This is a genomic window from Conexibacter woesei Iso977N (genome assembly GCF_000424625.1).
Classification (GTDB): domain Bacteria; phylum Actinomycetota; class Thermoleophilia; order Solirubrobacterales; family Solirubrobacteraceae; genus Baekduia; species Baekduia woesei_A.
The window spans coordinates 94,671-110,818 of record NZ_AUKG01000002.1; the positions used below are offsets into that span (position 1 = coordinate 94,671).

18 protein-coding genes are annotated in these 16,148 nt (G+C 72.2%); 12 read left to right on the plus strand and 6 right to left on the minus strand.

Going from position 1 to position 16,148, the window contains the following annotated elements; all coding sequences use genetic code 11:
- Positions 1-36 precede the first annotated feature (36 nt).
- Both H030_RS0112650 and H030_RS31730 read left to right on the plus strand, forming a co-directional pair.
- On the plus strand, positions 37-948 hold the full coding sequence (locus tag H030_RS0112650) for a hypothetical protein (RefSeq protein ID WP_155892020.1): 912 nt from the start codon (positions 37-39) through the stop codon (positions 946-948).
- A gap of 57 nt (positions 949-1,005) precedes the next feature.
- Positions 1,006-2,217, plus strand: a complete 1,212-nt coding sequence (locus tag H030_RS31730) for a glycosyltransferase family 4 protein (protein ID WP_035127605.1) — start codon at positions 1,006-1,008, stop codon at positions 2,215-2,217.
- Here H030_RS31730 and H030_RS31735 read toward each other — a convergent pair.
- On the minus strand, positions 2,201-3,601 hold the full coding sequence (locus tag H030_RS31735) for a S1 family peptidase (RefSeq protein ID WP_155892021.1): 1,401 nt from the start codon (positions 3,599-3,601) through the stop codon (positions 2,201-2,203). The genes H030_RS31730 and H030_RS31735 overlap by 17 nt on opposite strands.
- A gap of 125 nt (positions 3,602-3,726) precedes the next feature.
- Between H030_RS31735 and H030_RS31740 the strand changes: the two genes are divergently transcribed.
- Genes H030_RS31740 through H030_RS0112675 form a run of 3 tightly spaced genes read left to right on the plus strand, consistent with a single transcriptional unit; the run spans position 3,727 to position 6,432 of the window.
- Entirely contained in the window at positions 3,727-4,722 is a 996-nt protein-coding gene (locus H030_RS31740) for an amidohydrolase family protein (protein ID WP_155892022.1), read from the plus strand.
- On the plus strand, positions 4,719-5,222 hold the full coding sequence (locus H030_RS31745; RefSeq protein WP_035127609.1) for a cysteine dioxygenase: 504 nt from the start codon (positions 4,719-4,721) through the stop codon (positions 5,220-5,222). Before H030_RS31740 ends, H030_RS31745 begins: the two co-directional genes overlap by 4 nt.
- Positions 5,223-5,241: 19 nt before the next feature.
- Positions 5,242-6,432 (plus strand): NAD(P)/FAD-dependent oxidoreductase, encoded by a 1,191-nt coding sequence (locus tag H030_RS0112675; protein ID WP_027006376.1) that lies wholly within the window; start codon positions 5,242-5,244, stop codon positions 6,430-6,432.
- Here H030_RS0112675 and H030_RS0112680 read toward each other — a convergent pair.
- Genes H030_RS0112680 through H030_RS31750 form a run of 3 tightly spaced genes read right to left on the minus strand, consistent with a single transcriptional unit; the run spans position 6,429 to position 8,285 of the window.
- Positions 6,429-6,611 carry a hypothetical protein gene (locus tag H030_RS0112680; protein ID WP_027006377.1) on the minus strand — a complete coding sequence of 61 codons (183 nt, stop codon included), beginning with the start codon at positions 6,609-6,611 and terminating at the stop codon, positions 6,429-6,431. The two genes, H030_RS0112675 and H030_RS0112680, sit on opposite strands and share 4 nt — an antisense overlap.
- Before the next feature lie 13 nt (positions 6,612-6,624).
- Positions 6,625-7,464, minus strand: coding sequence for a lysyl oxidase family protein (locus H030_RS0112685; RefSeq protein ID WP_027006378.1), 840 nt, complete (start codon positions 7,462-7,464; stop codon positions 6,625-6,627).
- A gap of 8 nt (positions 7,465-7,472) precedes the next feature.
- Positions 7,473-8,285, minus strand: coding sequence for a dienelactone hydrolase family protein (locus H030_RS31750; RefSeq protein ID WP_196809115.1), 813 nt, complete (start codon positions 8,283-8,285; stop codon positions 7,473-7,475).
- A 6-nt stretch (positions 8,286-8,291) separates the two neighbouring features.
- On the opposite strand from H030_RS31750, the gene H030_RS31755 reads away from it, so the two are divergent.
- The 5 genes from H030_RS31755 (at position 8,292) to H030_RS31765 (ending at position 11,995) form a co-directional block, all read left to right on the plus strand.
- A complete protein-coding gene (locus H030_RS31755) occupies positions 8,292-8,918 on the plus strand; it encodes a LysE family transporter (RefSeq protein WP_051222548.1) in 627 nt (208 codons plus the stop codon).
- Between the two features lie 94 nt (positions 8,919-9,012).
- The gene (locus tag H030_RS31760) at positions 9,013-9,534 is read left to right on the plus strand and encodes an RrF2 family transcriptional regulator (protein ID WP_051222550.1); all 522 of its coding nucleotides are present in this window, start codon (positions 9,013-9,015) and stop codon (positions 9,532-9,534) included.
- A 24-nt stretch (positions 9,535-9,558) separates the two neighbouring features.
- Positions 9,559-10,332, plus strand: coding sequence for a Fe-S cluster assembly ATPase SufC (gene sufC / locus H030_RS0112705; RefSeq protein ID WP_027006379.1), 774 nt, complete (start codon positions 9,559-9,561; stop codon positions 10,330-10,332).
- Between the two features lie 6 nt (positions 10,333-10,338).
- Complete coding sequence (locus H030_RS0112710) at positions 10,339-11,553, plus strand: aminotransferase class V-fold PLP-dependent enzyme (protein WP_027006380.1); 1,215 nt, start codon at positions 10,339-10,341, stop codon at positions 11,551-11,553.
- Positions 11,554-11,566: 13 nt separating this feature from the next.
- Positions 11,567-11,995, plus strand: a complete 429-nt coding sequence (locus tag H030_RS31765) for an iron-sulfur cluster assembly scaffold protein (RefSeq protein WP_051222552.1) — start codon at positions 11,567-11,569, stop codon at positions 11,993-11,995.
- Between the two features lie 419 nt (positions 11,996-12,414).
- Here H030_RS31765 and H030_RS0112720 read toward each other — a convergent pair whose 3' ends face one another.
- Positions 12,415-12,921, minus strand: coding sequence for a MarR family winged helix-turn-helix transcriptional regulator (locus tag H030_RS0112720; protein ID WP_027006381.1), 507 nt, complete (start codon positions 12,919-12,921; stop codon positions 12,415-12,417).
- An 84-nt stretch (positions 12,922-13,005) separates the two neighbouring features.
- Here H030_RS0112720 and H030_RS37005 point away from each other — a divergent pair, with 84 nt between their 5' ends.
- On the plus strand, positions 13,006-13,443 hold the full coding sequence (locus H030_RS37005; protein ID WP_051222554.1) for a cupin domain-containing protein: 438 nt from the start codon (positions 13,006-13,008) through the stop codon (positions 13,441-13,443).
- A gap of 168 nt (positions 13,444-13,611) precedes the next feature.
- Positions 13,612-14,115, plus strand: a complete 504-nt coding sequence (locus tag H030_RS0112730; protein ID WP_155892023.1) for a hypothetical protein — start codon at positions 13,612-13,614, stop codon at positions 14,113-14,115.
- On the opposite strand, the gene H030_RS0112735 is transcribed toward H030_RS0112730, so the two are convergent.
- Positions 14,097-16,022 (minus strand): hypothetical protein, encoded by a 1,926-nt coding sequence (locus H030_RS0112735; protein WP_155892024.1) that lies wholly within the window; start codon positions 16,020-16,022, stop codon positions 14,097-14,099. The two genes, H030_RS0112730 and H030_RS0112735, sit on opposite strands and share 19 nt — an antisense overlap.
- Between the last annotated feature and the right edge of the window lie 126 nt (positions 16,023-16,148).

Genomic DNA, 16,148 nt, shown 5'->3' on the forward strand with positions numbered 1-16,148 from the left:
AGCGCCCCGCGCGCGAAGGCCATCATGTCGGTCTCGATGGCTCGCGCGCTCGTCGCCGCACTGGTCCTGCTCGTCTCCGGCCTCACCGCCGGGACCGCTGTCGCGCGCGACGGCGGCCCGCCGGCGTGGTGGCACTGGCACCACGGGCACGGAGCGCCGCCGACGACCACGTCCACGACGGCGACCAGGGGCAGCGACGACGGCGACGACGACGACCAGGGCCGCGGGACGACGACCACGGGCGCGACGACGACCACCGCGACCGGGACGACGACCACCACCACGACCGCGACGCCCACGGCGCCGAGCGATCCGGTCCCGGCGACGACGACCGCACCCGCACACGCACCCGCCCCACCGGCGGCCGCCGCCGCGCCGGTCCTCGACCGGACCGTCGCCGTCGCCGCGACCGCGGGCTCCGTCAACGTCCGCCGCCCCGGCGCGGACGCGCAGCCGCTCACGACCGCGCCGCTGGCGCTCCCGACCGGGACCCGCGTCGACACGCGCCACGGCGAGGTCGCGCTGACCTCCGCGGTCGACGCCCGCGGCACGACCCAGACCGGCCGCTTCTCCGGCGGCGTCTTCGAGGTCCAGGCGGCTGCCCACGGCTACACGCGCCTCGTCCTCGTCGGCGGCCACTGGGCCTCCTGCAAGATCACCAACAAGTCGGCCCACGCCGCCTACGTCGGCTCCCGCGCGCACGCCGCCAAGAAGAAGAAGGCCAGGCCGAAGCCGATCCGCAGCCTCTGGGGCCAGGACGACCACGGCCGCTTCCAGACCCGCGGCTCCGGCTCCGTCGCGACCGTCCGCGGGACCCGCTGGCTGACGACCGACACCTGCGCGGGCACGACGACGACCGTCACCAAGGGCGCCGTCGACGTCCGCTCCCGCCGCACCGGCCACACGACGCGCGTCACCGCGGGCCACAGCCTCTTCGTCGCGCGCTAGACGTCCCCGCGCGCGCCGCCTCGCGTCCTGGCCAATGGGCCAATATCCTCCTGAACGGTGCCGTTCCGCGTCCTCGTCGTCTCCTGGGAGTACCCGCCGATCGTCGAAGGTGGCCTCGCGCGTGCTGTGCGCAAGCTCAGCGAGGCGCTGGTCGCCGACGAGGACGTCGAGGTCCACGTCCTCACGCGCGCCGGCGAGCATGGGCCGCTGGACGAGATCCGGCATGGCGTGCACGTCCACCGCGTCCGCGAGCCGCACTACCCGACCGAGCTGAACGAGTTCGTCCGCTGGGTCGGGCGCATGAACCACGACCTCCTGGAACGCGGCCGCGCGCTCACGGACGAGCTCGACTTCGACCTCGTCCACGGCCACGACTGGCTCGTCGCGGTCGCCGCCAAGCGCCTCGCGGACGCCAACCGGATCCCGTTCGTCGCGACCGTCCACGCCACCGAGCACGGCCGCCACCAGGGCTGGGTCCACAAGCCGCCGCAGTCCGACATCCACCGCACCGAGCGCTGGATGGTCCACGTCGCCGACCAGGTCCTGGTCTGCTCGCACTACATGCGCGGCCACGTCTCCGACGTCTTCGGCATCGACGAGGACCGCGTCGTCGTCGCGCCCAACGGGATCGACCCGTCGGACCTCCAGCCGATCCAGGACCTCAAGACCCTCCGCGCGCAGTTCGCGAAACCGCAAGAGCAGCTCGTCCTCCTCGTCGGCCGCCTCGTCTACGAGAAGGGCTTCCAGCACGCGCTCGAGGCGTTCGCCGGCCCGGACGGCGTCATCGCCCGTGTCGGCAACGTCCGCTTCCTCGTCGCGGGCTCGGGCACCCACGAGTGGGAGCTCAAGGACCAGGCCCGCCGCCTCGACCTGCTCGACCACGGCACGTTCATGGGCTGGATCGGCGACGACGTCCTCCACAGCCTCTACCGGATCGCCGACCTCACGGTGGTCCCGTCGATCTACGAGCCCTTCGGCCTTGTCGCGCTCGAGGCGATGGCCTCCGGCTGCCCCTGCATCGTCGCCGACACCGGCGGGCTGCGCGAGGTCGTCCCGGAGCGCGTCGGGATGCGCTTCAACGCCAAGGACCCCAAGTCGCTCGGCACGCTCGTCGAGCGCGTCCTGACCGACGATGCGCTGCGCGACCGCCTCGTCGCCGAGGCCTCCGAGCACGTCCTGCGCTTCGACTGGACCGACGTCGCCCGCCAGACCCACGCGGCCTACCGCGGGCTGGTCGCGCAGCGCGAGCGCTCTACCGCGTCGTCTTGACGACCGTCGTCGGCCGGGCCTGCCTGTGGCCGGCCCTGTCGGTCGCGACGATCGTGAACGTCTGCCTGCCCTTGTGCAGCACGCCCGTCGAGATCTTGTAGGTGAACACGCCGCCGGTCGACGACGGCGCGACGCCCGGGTACAGCCTCGCGGTCCTGTTCTTGGTGCACTTGATCCTGCGGCCGCCCGGCGCCTTGCAGGTCCCGCGGTAGGTGGTCCTGACCGAGGCGGTCAGCCGCTTGATGCCGCTGCTCGGCGCCGCGTCCCAGACCTGGACGGTGAGCGTGCACACGCCGCGTCGCGAGCAGTGCGCGTCGGCGACCCTGCTGGTCGGCGCCGCGGTGTCGACCGCGGGCGGCAGCGGCGGCGCCGTGACCGTCGTCGTCGGCGTGACGGTCTGCTGGGCCGGCGTGGACGATGTCTGCGTGGGCGCCGGGCTGGTCGTCACCGGCTGGGCGTTGGTGGCCGTCCCGGCCTGCGCCGCGGCGATGAACGACGCGACCGGGGCTGCGGCCACGCGCGTGTAGACGCCCGGGTAGGCGGCCGACGACGCGCAGCCGTAGCCCCACGAGACGATGCCGACCAGCGACCACGTCCCGCCGATCTGCTGGGTCAGCGGCCCGCCGGAGTCGCCCTGGCAGGCGTCGTTGCCGGCGTCGCCGGCACAGACCTGCGTGCTCGCGTCGAACTTCCTGCCGTAGTTGGCGCACACCGAGCTGGCCGGGACGTGCCCGTTGACCTGCAGCTGGTTGGGCGTCGTGTCGTGGTTGGTGCAGTCGGTGACGGTCGAGTCGCACGCCGGGCGCGCCCTCGTCGTGCCCCAGCCGCTGAGCAGCAGGTTGCTGCCGGTGACGGGCGTGAAGCCGACCGGCGCGAGCGGGATCGCCTCGACGCCCCCGGGCGTCAGCGTCATCGGGTCGACCGTCAGGACCGCCGCGTCGCCGCGCAGGTTGATGCTCGCCGGGCCCCAGTCGGGGTCGACGGCCGGCGTCTGCGTGACGCTCAGCAGCTGGGCGGGCGCGGGCAGCGTCCCGCGGGCGCTGAGCGACTTCAGGCCGACGTAGACGTCGATCGTCTCCGCCCTCGCGACCGCGTAGGGCGGGCTCTCGTCGGTGACGCAGTGCGCGGCGGTGAGGACGTGCGTGGCGTCCAGGATCGAGCCGCCGCAGAGGTAGGCCGAGTTCGAGTTCGGATCGGGCCAGATCAGGACCAGCGCCTGCCACGGCACGTCGGTCGCGCCCGCGGCGGTGCCGCCGACGACGCTGGCGTGAGCCTTGGGCGGCTGCTCCTTCGCCGCGGCGTTCGTCGCTGCCGGGAGGGCGAAGAGGGCGGCGCAGAGGGCTACGAGGGCGAGCAGGACGGAACGGCGAACACGGCGCATCATCCAGAACAACGGCACGAGGCAGCGTTTGCTTGAGGTTCGCCCGCAGGTTCTTCGGCGGGAACAAATGCTGTAATTCCAACTGAGATTGTGTAGAATCTCGGTCAGTGGCCGATAACGGGGATACGATGGTCGCAACCGACGTGCACCAGCACCTCTGGCCGGAGGGCTTCGTGAGCGCGCTGTCCAACCGCGCCGCCGCCCCCTCGGTCCGCCGCGCGGAGGACGGGCGCGGCTGGGTGATCGCCGTCCCCGGCGAGCCGGACTCGCCGTTCGGGCCCGCCACGCACGACCCGGACGTGCGCGCGGCGTCGCTGCGCGCGACCGGCCTGGACCGCGCGCTGCTGTGCAACTCGACCCCGCTCGGGATCGAGGCGCTGCCCGAGGACGAGGCCCGCCCGCTGCTCGACGCCTGGCACGACGGCGTGTTCGCCGCGGGCGACGCGTTCGGCGTCTGGGGCGCGCTGCCGGTCCACGGGGCGACCCCGGGCGACGTCCACGCGCTGCTCGACCGCGGCGCGGTCGGCGTGTCGATCCCGGCGGCGCTGCTCGCCTCGCCGGACGCGGTCGACGCGGCGGGGCCGGTGCTCGCCGCGCTGGAGCAGCGCGGCGCGCCCGCGTTCGTGCACCCCGGACCGATCGACCACACCAACAACTCAGACGGCGACGCCGGCCGCGGCTCCTCCTGGTGGCCCGCGCTGACGACCTACGTCAGCGACGTCCACCTCGCGTGGCACGCGTTCCTGGGCTGGGGCCGTCCTGCTCACCCGGACCTCCGGATCTGCTTCGCGATGCTCGCCGGCCTGGCGCCGCTGCACGCCGAGCGCCTCGCGCTGCGCGGCGGCCCGGCCGACGCGATCAACGACCCCAACATCTTCTACGACACGTCGTCCTACGGCCCGCGCGCGATCGCGGCCTTCGCCGGCGTCGTCGGGATCGACCAGCTCGTGACGGGCTCTGACCGCCCGGTCGTCGATCCGCCTCTCCGCCCGCCGCTCGGTCCCGCGGCCGCGGAGCTCATGTCCACCACCAACGTGCAGCGGTTGCTGGGCGAATCGCCGAGGAAGGTTGTCTCCAACCTCGACGAGCCCGGTGGCGAATCGCACGGGAGAAGCACGCCATGATCCGTCGCCCCCACCACGATCAAGACCTGTCGCGCGCCGAGCTGGAGCTGGCCGCGGTGGACCTGCTGTCGCGCCCCGAGGAGTGGCGCGAGCACGTCTACCACGACCCGTCCGGCGCGCGCACGTATCACCAGCTCTGCCTCGACGACCACCTCGAGGCGTGGCTGATCTGCTGGAACGACGGCAACGACACGGGCTTCCACGACCACGACCTCAGCCACGGCGCCGTCGGCGTCGCCGCGGGCCGCGTGCGCGAGGAGACGCTGGCGCTCGGCGGCGACCCGGTCGTCCGCGAGGTCGGCGCGGGCAGCGTGTTCTCCTTCGACGCGACGGACATCCACCGCGTCCTGCACATCGGCGACGAGGCGGCCGTGACGCTGCACCTCTACTCGCCGCCGCTGCGGCGGATGGGCGCCTACGAGGTCCTGGAGGACGGGCGCCTGGCGCGCCGCTCGATCAGCGCCGAGCAGGAGCTGGGCGCGGAGGCGGCGGCGGTCTAGGGACGCGTAGGATCGGCCCATGGCCGATCGCGAAGTCGACTTCCTGCTGATCGGTGGCGGCATCGCCGCCGCCACCTGCGCCCAGACGCTGCGGGCGGAGAGCGCGACCGGCTCGGTCCTGCTCGTCGCGCGCGAGCTCGACCCGCCGTACCACCGGCCGCCGATCACCAAGGGCTACCTCGGCGGGACCGAGACCAAGGACGATGGGTTGATCGAGCTTCCCGATGACGTCGAGGTCCTGACCCGGACCTCCGTCATGGCGCTCGACGTCGCGGCCAGGACCGCGACGCTCTCCAACAGGGACGTCATCACCTATAGGAACGCGCTGCTGGCGACGGGCGCGATGGTCCGGCGGCTGCAGATCGACGGCGTCCACCTCGACGGCATCCACTACCTGCGTGCGCACGGCAACGCGGACTCGCTGATCGAGGACGCCGAGGAGGTCGCGCAGATCGTCTGCGTCGGCGGGTCCTACATCGGCTCCGAGAGCGCGGCGACGCTGACGACGCTGGGCAAGAGCGTCACGGTCGTCCTCCAGGAGGAGCAGCCGATGGAGCGCGCCTTCGGCCTCCAGGTCGGCGGCTGGGTCCGGGGCGTCCTGGAGGCCCACGGGATCGAGGTGATCGGCGACGCCGAGGTCGAGCGCTTCGAGGGCGACGGCGACCGCGTGGCGCGCGTCGTCCTGGCCGGCGGCCGGGAGCTCGAGGCCGAGCTGGTCGTCGCGGGCGTCGGCGTGACGCCGGACGTGATGCTGGCCAAGAAGGCCGGCCTGGAGATCGGCGAGCGCGGTGGCGTCCGGGCCGACGCGCAGCTGCGCGCGCACGGCGCCGACGGGCTCTGGGTCGCGGGCGACATCGCCGAGTACGACAGCGTCGTCCACGGCGGCGCGGTGATCCGGGTCGAGCACGAGGAGCACGCCGCCGCGCAGGGACGGACGGTCGCGAGGAACATGCTCGGGGCCGGCGCCGACCACGACGAGGTGCCCTACTTCTTCAGCGACCTCGCCGACTGGGCGTCGTTCGAGTACGTCGGCCCGGCGCTGGCCTGGGACGACGAGGTCATCGAGGGCGACATGGCCGAGGGCGAGTTCACCGTCTGGTACGTCGCCGGCGGGAAGGTCGTCGCGATGCTGTCAGCAGGCGGCCACGGCGACATCGACCGCGGCAAGCGGCTGATCGTGGAAGGCGGCGCGCCGCCCGCGAACGACTAGTAGGTCTGCTTGGTGTCCTCGCCGCCCTCGAACAAGTCGAGGTTGTCCTGGTGCTCACCGGCCGACTGCGCGAGCGCGAAGCCGATGAGCCCGTGCAGGAGCAGCGGGAAGATCACGAAGAAGACGACGACGAGGCCGAAGGTGGCCTTGAACGCAGTGAGTGCGAGAACGGCAGTCATGCTCGTCGGAAGATTACCGGGCTGAGGGGCAACTGCGCGGCGCGACGCTGCCGTGGCGCGGCGGGAGCTGGATGACGCGCTGGCCGATGTTGTTGTCCTCGCGGGACTCGACGATGTCGCCGAGCGGGTCGGCGCGGTGGACGAAGGCGAAGCAGCCCCTCAGGTGCGTGATCGAGATCCAGTTCTCGTGGTAGGTCGAGGGGTAGATGTCGGCCCAGCCGGGGGACACGCCGAGGCGCATCTCCCTGCGGCCGAAGTCCTGGCTGCAGGCGGGGAAGATGCGGCGCTTCGGCGAGCGCTTGAAGGTCCGGACGCGCTTGAGGTCGCGGAAGCAGTAGCTGAGCTTCGGGCCGGTGCGCTGGAGCCTGGCGCGCGTGCCGTCGGGGTTGAGGGTCCAGAGCTCGAAGCGGGCCGCGCGCCAGTACTTCCAGTAGTGGCCCTGGCCGGGGATCGCCTTCCAGTAGACCCAGCCGGCGAGCGGGAAGAAGACGGCCCTGCCGGCCTTGGAGCGGATCACCTGCGTGGCGGGCGCGAAGTCGTAGGACGTCGTGCCCGGCCTGCCCGTGTGCCTGGCGCGCAGCTCGAGCGGGCCCTGGCCGACGTTGACGATCCGGTTGGTCGCCTCCAGCCGAACCACCTTGCCGACCCTCACGACGTGCAGGTCGGTCGGCGGCGCCATCCGCAGGTCCGGGCACTTGAGCTGCAGGACCGGGTCGTTGCACGGGTTGGTGTCGCCGGTCTCGACGGGCGTGTTGGCGGGCGGCGCATCGGTCTGGGCGCGGGCGCCGATCGGCGCGAGGGCGGCGGTGGCCGCGAGGGCGGCGGCGAGGACCAGGCGACGGCGGACCGGCATGCGGCGCGTCAGTCTGCCAGGAACGCGAGGGTGCGCCGCCACGCGTCGGCCGACGCGTCGGCGAACTGGTCCTGCTTGCGGTCGAAGAACGAGTGCGGGGCGTCGGGGTAGACGTGGATCTCGTGGTCGACGCCGGCGGTTCGCAGGCTCTCCGCGAACTTGGCGCGATCGGCTTCGGGGATGCCCTCGTCGGCGCCGCCGAAGAGGCCGAGGACGGGCATCTGCGTGTGGACGGCCTCCTCCGCGGGCGACGGGATCCCGAGGCGCGAGCCGTCGCCGAGCTTGCCGTAGAAGCCGACCGCGCGGCTGAGGCCGATGTCCGGGTTGGTCGCGGCCAGGAACGCGTGGGCGCCGCCGAAGCAGAAACCGACGACGGCGAACGTCGGGGCCGCGCCGCGCTCTCGGAGCACGTGGGTGGCGGCGTGGATGTCCTGCTGGAGCTGCGCGGGCGTCGTCTGCCTGACGTGGGGCCAGAAGTCCCAGTCGGCGTCGCGCTCGCCGGGCGCGCCGGCGGTCCGGCCGAAGGGGTCGATCGCGATCGCGTGGTGGCCGGCGGCGGCGAAGCGCTCGGCCAGCTCGGCGTAGAAGCGGTAGAGGCCGCGGACGTCGGGGACGATCACGACGGCGGGCTCGCGGGGTTGCGAGCTGAGCGCGAGGGCGACGGAGAACGGCGTGCCGTCGGCGCTGGTGGCGGTCGTGATCTCCGCGGCGGCGCCGCCCGCGAGCGGCGGGAGGGCGAGGACGAGGTCGTCCGGAAGCGGCGGTGGGTTCGAGTCGTCGGCGTGGCACATGTCGCTGCGCGTGGCTGCCCGTGGGAGCATCTGCGTATGCATGTCGTCGCCTTGGGCTTCGGGCTTGGGTTCGTGGTCGCCGCGGCGATCGGGCCGATCTCGCTGCTGTGCATCCGGACGGTCCTGCGCGGCGCGCTGCCCGCGGGGATCGCGATCGGCGCGGGCGCGGCGGTCATCGACGCGACCTACGCGCTGCTCGGCGCGCTCGGCGCGGGGCGGCTGCTGACGATCGGGCCGCTGCAGATCGTGCTCGGGATCGGCGGCGCGGCGATGATCGCGTGGCTCGGGATCCGGACGCTGTGGTCGGCGTTCCGGGTCCGGCTGGGCGGCGAGGCGGCCGAGGAGGTCGGCTCGCCGGGGCGCGCGTTCCTGACGTCGCTGGCGGCGACCGCGTCGAACCCGTCGACGATCCTGTCGTGGGCGGCGGTGTTCGCGGCGGCCTCGACGGCCAGCGCGGTCGACGGCACGGGGTCGACGCTGCTGCTGTGCGCGGGTGTCGGCAGCGGGACGCTGACGTGGTTCACGACGCTCTCGCTGACGATGGCCGCCTTGCGCACGCGCGCGGGGGACCGCCTGCTGGCGCTCGTGGACGTCGGGTCGGGCCTGGGGCTGCTGGTCTTCTCCGGGATCCTCGGCGTCCGCGCGGCCCGCGAAGCGTCGTAGGCGGGCGAGAATCGCCCCCTGGGCGATTGCTCGCGACGGGATCGCCTTCTAGGCGATGCCGCCTTCTCCGACCTACGCGGTAGGATTAGGACCGATGATCTTCACGACCAAGGCGGAGTACGGCGTGCGGCTCCTCGTCGAGCTGGGTCGCCAGCACGACGGCGCCGGCTCTCCGACCCCGGTGTCGCTGAAAGCGATCGCCGAGGCGGAGGCCCTGCCCCTCGCCTACCTCGAGCGGATCGTCGCCCTGCTGAAGAAGGCCGGCCTCGTCGAGGCCACGCGCGGGGCACACGGCGGGTACCGTCTGACCCGTCAGCCGACCGAGATCCACATGGACGAGGTCGTGCTGGCGCTCGAAGGCGGGGTCGCGCCGATGACGTGCTTCATGTCGGAGGACGGGCAGTCGCCGATCAGCAGCGGGCGCGTCGTCTGCAACCACGAGGCCGACAGCGGCCACGGGTGCGCGACGAAGCTGCTCTGGACGCGGGTCCAGGGCGGGGTCGTCAAGGCGCTGGCCCAGACCACGCTGGCCGAGCTCGTCACCTTCTCCAACCGCACCGTCCCGACTCCGACCTCCACCTCCGTGGTGACCGTTGATCCGGTCGCCGCGGCCTGAACTCTCTTCTAGAAGGACACCAACATGGCCGCCGAACTCGAGATCCGCAACCTGCACGTGCAGGCCGGCGACAAGCAGATCCTCAAGGGGGTCGACCTCACCGTCAACAAGGGTGAGATCCACGCGCTGATGGGGCCCAACGGCTCCGGCAAGTCCACCCTCGCGAACGCGATCATGGGCCATCCGGGCCTGGAGGTCACCGAGGGTCAGATCATCTTCCGCGGCGAGGACATCACCGAGGCCGACCCGGACGTCCGGGCGCGGGCCGGGTTGTTCATGGCCTTCCAGTACCCGGTCGCGATCCCGGGCGTGACGATCACGAAGTACCTGCGCATGGTGATGAACGCTCATCGCGAGGCGCGGGGCGAGGACGAGATCTCGCTCAAGGACTTCCGCAAGACCGTCGAGGCGGCGATGGAGCTGACGAACGTCCCGAAGGAGTTCGTCGCCCGCTACCTGAACGACGGGTTCTCCGGTGGCGAGAAGAAGCGCCTGGAGATCCTGCAGCTCGCGCTCCAGCAGCCGCATCTGGCGGTGCTCGACGAGACCGACTCCGGTCTGGACATCGACGCGCTCAACGTTGTCGCGCATGGCGTCAACACGGTGGCCAAGGAGAGCGACATGGGGGTGTTGATCATCACCCACTACCAGCGCATCCTGCATCTGGTCCAGCCGACGCGCGTGTCGATCCTGTTCGAGGGCCGGATCGTCAAGGAGGGCGGGCCGGAGCTGGTCGACGTCCTCGAGGCCGAGGGCTACGCCAACATCATCAAGGAGGCGGCGGGCGCCGCCGCCTAGGTCGTCATGGCTGCCACCACCGGTCTGGACGTCCGCTCGCAGTTCCCCACGCTCGCCGGGCGTGACGGCGTCGCGTACCTGGACAGCGCCGCGACGTCGCAGACGCCGGACGCGGTGCTGGCCGCGATGGACTCGTACTACCGGGAGCACCGGGCGTCCGTGCACCGCGGGGTCTACCCGCTGGCGGCCGAGGCGACCGACCTGTTCGAGGGCGCGCGTGCGCGGATCGCGGCGTTCGTGGGGTGGGAGACGCGGGACACCGTGTTCACCCGCAACGCGTCCGAGGCGCTGAACGTCGTCGCGCACGGGTGGGGCAGGCGGCACGTGGGGCCGGGCGACCGGATCCTCGTGACGCGGATGGAGCACCACTCGAACTTCGTGCCGTGGTGGATGCTGGCCAAGGAGACCGGCGCCGAGCTGGTCGAGGTGCCGCTGGATGCCTCCGGTCAGCTCGATCTCGACGCGCTGGACGCGCTGCTCCCGGGCGCGCGGGTGCTGGCGTTCACGCACGTGTCGAACGTCGTCGGGACGATCACGCCGGCGGCGGAGATCGTGCGGCGCGCGCGCGAGCACGGTGTCGTCACGGTGATCGACGGCTCGCAGGCGGTCCCGCAGTTGCCGGTGGACCTGAAGGCGATCGACGCGGACTTCTACGCCTGGACCGGGCACAAGGCCTACGGGCCGACCGGCGTCGGCGTGCTGCACGGCAAGCACGACATGTTGCTCGACACCGAGCCGCTGATCGGCGGCGGTCACATGATCTCGACGGTGTCGTTCGACGACGTCAAGTGGGCCGCGCCGCCCGCGCGGTTCGAGGCGGGGACGTCGGCGATCGCCGAGGTCATCGGCCTGGGTGCTGCGGTTGACTGGCTCAGCGACCTCGGGATGGAGAACGTCCGGGCCCACGAGCTGGAGCTGACCGCCTACGCGCTCGAGCGGTTGGTGGAGTTCGACGACATCACGGTGCACGGGCCGCTGGATCCGGCTGCGCGCGGCGCGCTGGTGTCGTTCGCGCTGAAGGGTGTGCACCCGCACGACGTGTCGGAGATCATCGGCCGCAAGGGCGTCTGCGTCCGGGCCGGGCACCACTGCGCGCAGCCGCTGATGCAGCACCTGTGCGAGAGCGCCACCACTCGCGCTTCCTTCGCCGTTCACACGACGCGCGACGAGATCGACCAGCTCGTCGACGCGCTCGCCGAAGTCCGGCGCATCTTCGCCTAGCCTGAGAGGCACCATGGACGACCTGTACCGCGAGGAGATCCTCCAGCACTACAAGCGGCCCCACAACTGGGGTCCGATGGAGGCTCCCGATCTCACCGCCGAGGACCACAACCCGCTCTGCGGCGACCAGCTCAAGGTGATGCTGAAGGTCGGCGACGACGACCGCGTCGCGTCGATCCGCTTCGAAGGCCACGGCTGCGCGATCTCGCAGGCGTCGGCGAGCATGGCCTCCGACGAGATCGTCGGGATGCCGGTGGCCGAGCTCCTGAAGCTCGACCGCTCCTTCATCCTCGACCTCCTCGGCATCGACATCTCCGCCACCCGCATGAAGTGCGCGCTGCTGTCCCTGAAGGTCCTCAAGTCGGCCGGCCTCGGCCACGAAGTCGACTGGGAGCCCGAGACGCCCGCCGCCACGGCGCCCCAGAACCGCGACGCGGTCTAGCCGCTACACGCGCCTCGTCGCCGCGGTCGCTCGACCGCGGCGGGGCGGTCGGCGCAACGGCGCCGCCATCGCTTCTGGCGCGTCGAGCCGTCGCGCTCTCCGCCGTCCCTCGGTACACGCGTCTGATTCGCCGCGGTCGTTCGACAGGCGGCGGGGCGGTCGGCTTGAGTGGCGCCGCCATCGCTTCGCAACCAGTCCGTCGTCGCTTCTGGCGCGTCGAGCCGTCGCGCTCTCCGTCATCCCTCGGTACACGCGCCTGATTTGCCGCGGTTGCTCGACCGCGGCGGGGCGGTCGGCTGGAGAGGTGGCGCCGTCGTTTCGCGACCGGCCCGTTGTCGTCTCTGGCGCGTCGAGCCGTCGCGCTCTCCGCCGGTGTCGCCGCGCGGTCGCCTCTGGCGCAGGCGGCCGACGGCTCTCCGTTACTCCGTCTCGCCGAGGTGGGCGAGGAGTTTGCGGAGGAGGCGGTCGAGTTGTTGTTGTTCTCGGTCGGAGAGGGGGGAGAGCATCTGGCGTTCGTTCTCGACGTGGGTGAAGATGGCGGTGTCGAGGGCTTGGACGGCTGATGGGGTCAGCTCGACGGTGGTCGAGCGGCGGTCGGTGGGGTGGGGGGTGCGGCGCAGGAAGCCCTTGCGCTCGAGGCGGTCGAGGCGGTTGGTCAGGGTGCCCGAGGACACCAACAACGCCGCGGAGATCTCTGACGGCGTCAGGGCGAACGGTGGGCCCGAGCGGCGGAGCGTGAAGAGGATGTCGCCCTCGGCGACGTCGATGCCGACGGTTGCGGCGTAGGCGGCGATCCGGCGCTCCATCGCGCGCGCGACCTCGAGCAGGCGTGCCGCCCGCGCCATCGTGGTGGTGTCGAGCGATGGGTGCTGCGTGGCCCACTGGCCGACGAGCGCGTCGATCTGGTCGGGACTCCTGGGCGGCATCTGTGGTGGTAACCGTACTGATCCCTTGCTCGGAGAGAAGTATCTTGATCTCAAGATAAACGAGCGCAAGGGAGCTGCAACACCATGGCGAACGTCGGCGATGTGTACAACCTGGGCGGTCACGAGCGGTTGACCGTGACGCGTCTGGACCCGGAGCTCCTGGAGGTCCGCGCCGAGTGGGATCCGACAGAGACGCCGCAGCAGCCGCTCGCGCACCGGCACCCCAGTCAGGACGAGCACTTCGTCATCGAGGAGGGCGAGCTGCAGGCGGTCGTGGACGGCGCGGAGATCGTGCTGCGCGCGGGCGACACGCTCGACGTCCCGGCGGGCACGGTGCACGCGATGTGGTCGACCGCGCCGGGCGTGACGCGCGCCGTGTGGCAGGTCCGGCCAGCGCTGCGCACGGCCGAGATGTGGACCGAGGTCACCGCGCTCAGCGCCGACGCCGGCCGGATGCCGACCCCGGACGAGGGTCAGGCGCTGCTCGCGAAGTACGCGCCCGAGTTCGAGTTGGTGCTCTAGCCCTCGCCCGCCATCGCCGCTCGCGCCGCGTGATCGGACCTCGCTGCACAGGTTCTGAGTGCTGCGAAGGTGCGATCCTCTGCAATGTCATGAGCTAACAAAGTATTAAGTGTCTGCGAAGCATACGGTTGACCGATCCATTCATTCAGGTCCGAAGGAAGGTCCACCATGTGGAAGAAGTTGCGGCGTTCTCGCTCGGCGATGATCGGTATCTGCTGCGCGCTTGTCGGCGCGGCCGCGGTCCCGATCGTCAGCTTTGCCACCGTCTCCGGTCCGGTCGGCGACGGCCCGATGGTCATGCAGTCCGGGTCGACGAGCGTCACCTACCAGCCGGCGACGAACGTCGCCTCGCTGCCGGCCACGAGCTTCAAGCAGATCTGGACGCGCGTCGGCGACGTCGTCCACATGACGGGCGTCATCCCGGTGCAGGCCGCGGCGGCCAACACCGACACGCAGATCTACATCCCGCTGCCGCCGGAGGTCGACACGGCCTTCCCCACGCATTTCGACTGCGAGGGCACCGCGGTCGCGACGCCACCGAACGACAGCATGGCCGACGTGCAGGCGGCCGTGACCACCGGCCACACCCACCAGTGCCTCGCGTACTACAGGGCGTCCACCACGGCGCTCGTGTACGTCTTCTACGACATGAGCTACAGGATCCAGTCCTGACCTGACCCGGTGCGGACCGCCGCGCTGTCGGTCAGCGCTCGCAGCGCGGCGAGGTCCGCCCCGGTGAAGCGGGGCAGGTGGGGCGGGCCCCAGGCACCGGACGTCGTCAGGATCGCACCGCCCTGCGTCTCGCCCGCGTCGACCAGGAGCGTGTCGGGCAGGGTCGACTCGTCGAGGCCGGCGGCGTCCAGCGCCGACTGGAGCGCGGGCAGGGGTGCGGCGGCGTCGGACGAGGACACCAGGACGAGCGTTGCGGGCGCGTCGGCGAAGAGCGCGGCGTAGGACCGCAACAACTCGGGCGCGGCGGTGATCTCGTCGGCGCTGGCGAGGATCCGGAAGCGTGGCGTCGCGTCGAAGAAGTAGGGCGCGATCCGGGGCGAAGGTGTAGGGGTTGGCCCGGTTCCCGCCGCGGCGTGGAACGCGTCCTCCAACTCCATGAACAACTCGATGCGGTGCGGCGCCACGCCCGACACCGCGACGACGTCCAGCCCGCGCGCCTCGCGCGCGAAGCGCAGCGGCAGGTCCTTGACCGCGCGCCAGACGAGGTAGTCGAGCGGCAGCATGCCCCGGAACGCCCACTCGCCGTCGACCGCCACCCACGCGCCGCCCGCGTCACGGTCCTCGACCACGTTGGTCCAGATCGCGTCGAGCGCCTCGCCGCGCAGGAGTGGGACGCCTTCATCATCAACTTGGTCGTCGCCGTCGACCCCGAACGTGTCGACCAGCCAGCGCGCGTAGTCCGCCACCAGCGCGGCGAGGCGGGGCGCGTCCGCGGCGGTCAGCGCCTCCAGCGCCCGGAACGCGAGCAGCGGCCCGCGGCGCAGCGGCTCGTCGGCGAGCCGGTGGTCGATGACGCCCAGCTCGATCGACGGCGCGCGGCCCGCGGTCCCGCCCGCCGCCAGCTCGTTGACGATCCGGCCGTCGGATGTGCGGGTCACGCGCTTGCGACAGGCCGGGCGGCGGTCGAACGACCAGTGGCGCGCCGCCCACGAACGGTCGACGCCCAGCCGCGCCGCCGCGCGCTCCGGCGACCCACGCCAGCAGAGCAAGGTGTAGGAGTTGGCCAGCTCGGTCAGCAGCCCGCCCTCGGCGACCGCCCGCTGGGCGAGCGTCTCGGAGACGACGGTCCTCCGCGGCGTCCCCGCCCCGGCGCCGCGGTTGGGCGCGGTGCCGAAGAGCCAGTTCGCGGCGTCGCGCGCGTCGTCGCCGAAGGCGGCGGGGTCCAGGACCGTCGAGGCGAGACGGTGGTCCGGGTAGGGGAGCAGGACGCTCGTCGCGGCGAAGCCCGCCGCGTCCGCGGCGCCGAGGAGCTCGTGGAGAGTCGGCGCGGGCGAGTCTCCGCGCGCGGCTGCGGCGGCGCGGAGGGCGTCGAGGGGCGGGGCGTCCGGCGCGACGAGCGAGGTGTAGGACTTGCCGGTGTCGTCGTCGAGCGCGCCGTTGAGGTACTTCAACCCCAGGCGGTTGCGCGTCGACAGCAGGGCGAGGCCGTCGTCGGCCAAGCAAGCGAAGGCGGCGGGGAGGTCGGCGGGGTCGTGCACGACGACCAAGTCGTAGGACTCGCCCGCCACCAAGTCAGGGTGGATGGTCACCCCCGGCAGGTCGGAGCAGCGCAGCGCCGCCACTGCGGCGTGCTCGGCCGACGCTTCAACCGCGTCCACCCGCGAGAACGACTCGCCCAGCCAGCGCGTGAGCGACCCCAGCCCGGACCCCAGCTCCAGCGCGCGGCACCCCGCCGCGCCCGCGAACCCGAGCGCGTCGAGCACCGTCGTCCGGTACTGCGACAGCTCCCACAGCTGCGCGAAGTCCTCCCACGCCAGCGCGGCCAGCTCGGGTGACACGGTGCGGCGGTCGGCGACCGACTCCAGCGCGGCCAGCACCGCGCGCTCCCGGGGATCGAGTGGGGGCATCGGGTGCTCACGGTACGCCACGTCCCGGCGCGGACAAGGTGTCGTGCACGCACCCCTAGGGGGCCGTGGCGTCGCGCGCACCGCCCGCGTTCAAGGGATGTCCAGCAAGCGCAACGCCCCCGAAAG

Coding starts and splice junctions, on each gene's coding strand:
- H030_RS0112685 (WP_027006378.1), bottom strand. CDS start 7,464: ATGCCGGTCCGCCGTCGCCTGGTCCTCGCCGCCGCCCTCGCGGCCACC.
- H030_RS0112710 (WP_027006380.1), top strand. CDS start 10,339: ATGGCTGCCACCACCGGTCTGGACGTCCGCTCGCAGTTCCCCACGCTC.
- H030_RS0112730 (WP_155892023.1), top strand. CDS start 13,612: ATGTGGAAGAAGTTGCGGCGTTCTCGCTCGGCGATGATCGGTATCTGC.
- H030_RS0112720 (WP_027006381.1), bottom strand. CDS start 12,921: ATGCCGCCCAGGAGTCCCGACCAGATCGACGCGCTCGTCGGCCAGTGG.
- H030_RS0112735 (WP_155892024.1), bottom strand. CDS start 16,022: ATGCCCCCACTCGATCCCCGGGAGCGCGCGGTGCTGGCCGCGCTGGAG.
- H030_RS31735 (WP_155892021.1), bottom strand. CDS start 3,601: ATGATGCGCCGTGTTCGCCGTTCCGTCCTGCTCGCCCTCGTAGCCCTC.
- H030_RS0112680 (WP_027006377.1), bottom strand. CDS start 6,611: ATGACTGCCGTTCTCGCACTCACTGCGTTCAAGGCCACCTTCGGCCTC.
- sufC (WP_027006379.1), top strand. CDS start 9,559: ATGGCCGCCGAACTCGAGATCCGCAACCTGCACGTGCAGGCCGGCGAC.
- H030_RS31760 (WP_051222550.1), top strand. CDS start 9,013: ATGATCTTCACGACCAAGGCGGAGTACGGCGTGCGGCTCCTCGTCGAG.
- H030_RS0112675 (WP_027006376.1), top strand. CDS start 5,242: ATGGCCGATCGCGAAGTCGACTTCCTGCTGATCGGTGGCGGCATCGCC.
- H030_RS31745 (WP_035127609.1), top strand. CDS start 4,719: ATGATCCGTCGCCCCCACCACGATCAAGACCTGTCGCGCGCCGAGCTG.
- H030_RS31740 (WP_155892022.1), top strand. CDS start 3,727: ATGGTCGCAACCGACGTGCACCAGCACCTCTGGCCGGAGGGCTTCGTG.
- H030_RS0112650 (WP_155892020.1), top strand. CDS start 37: ATGGCTCGCGCGCTCGTCGCCGCACTGGTCCTGCTCGTCTCCGGCCTC.
- H030_RS31765 (WP_051222552.1), top strand. CDS start 11,567: ATGGACGACCTGTACCGCGAGGAGATCCTCCAGCACTACAAGCGGCCC.
- H030_RS37005 (WP_051222554.1), top strand. CDS start 13,006: ATGGCGAACGTCGGCGATGTGTACAACCTGGGCGGTCACGAGCGGTTG.
- H030_RS31755 (WP_051222548.1), top strand. CDS start 8,292: ATGCATGTCGTCGCCTTGGGCTTCGGGCTTGGGTTCGTGGTCGCCGCG.
- H030_RS31750 (WP_196809115.1), bottom strand. CDS start 8,285: ATGCTCCCACGGGCAGCCACGCGCAGCGACATGTGCCACGCCGACGAC.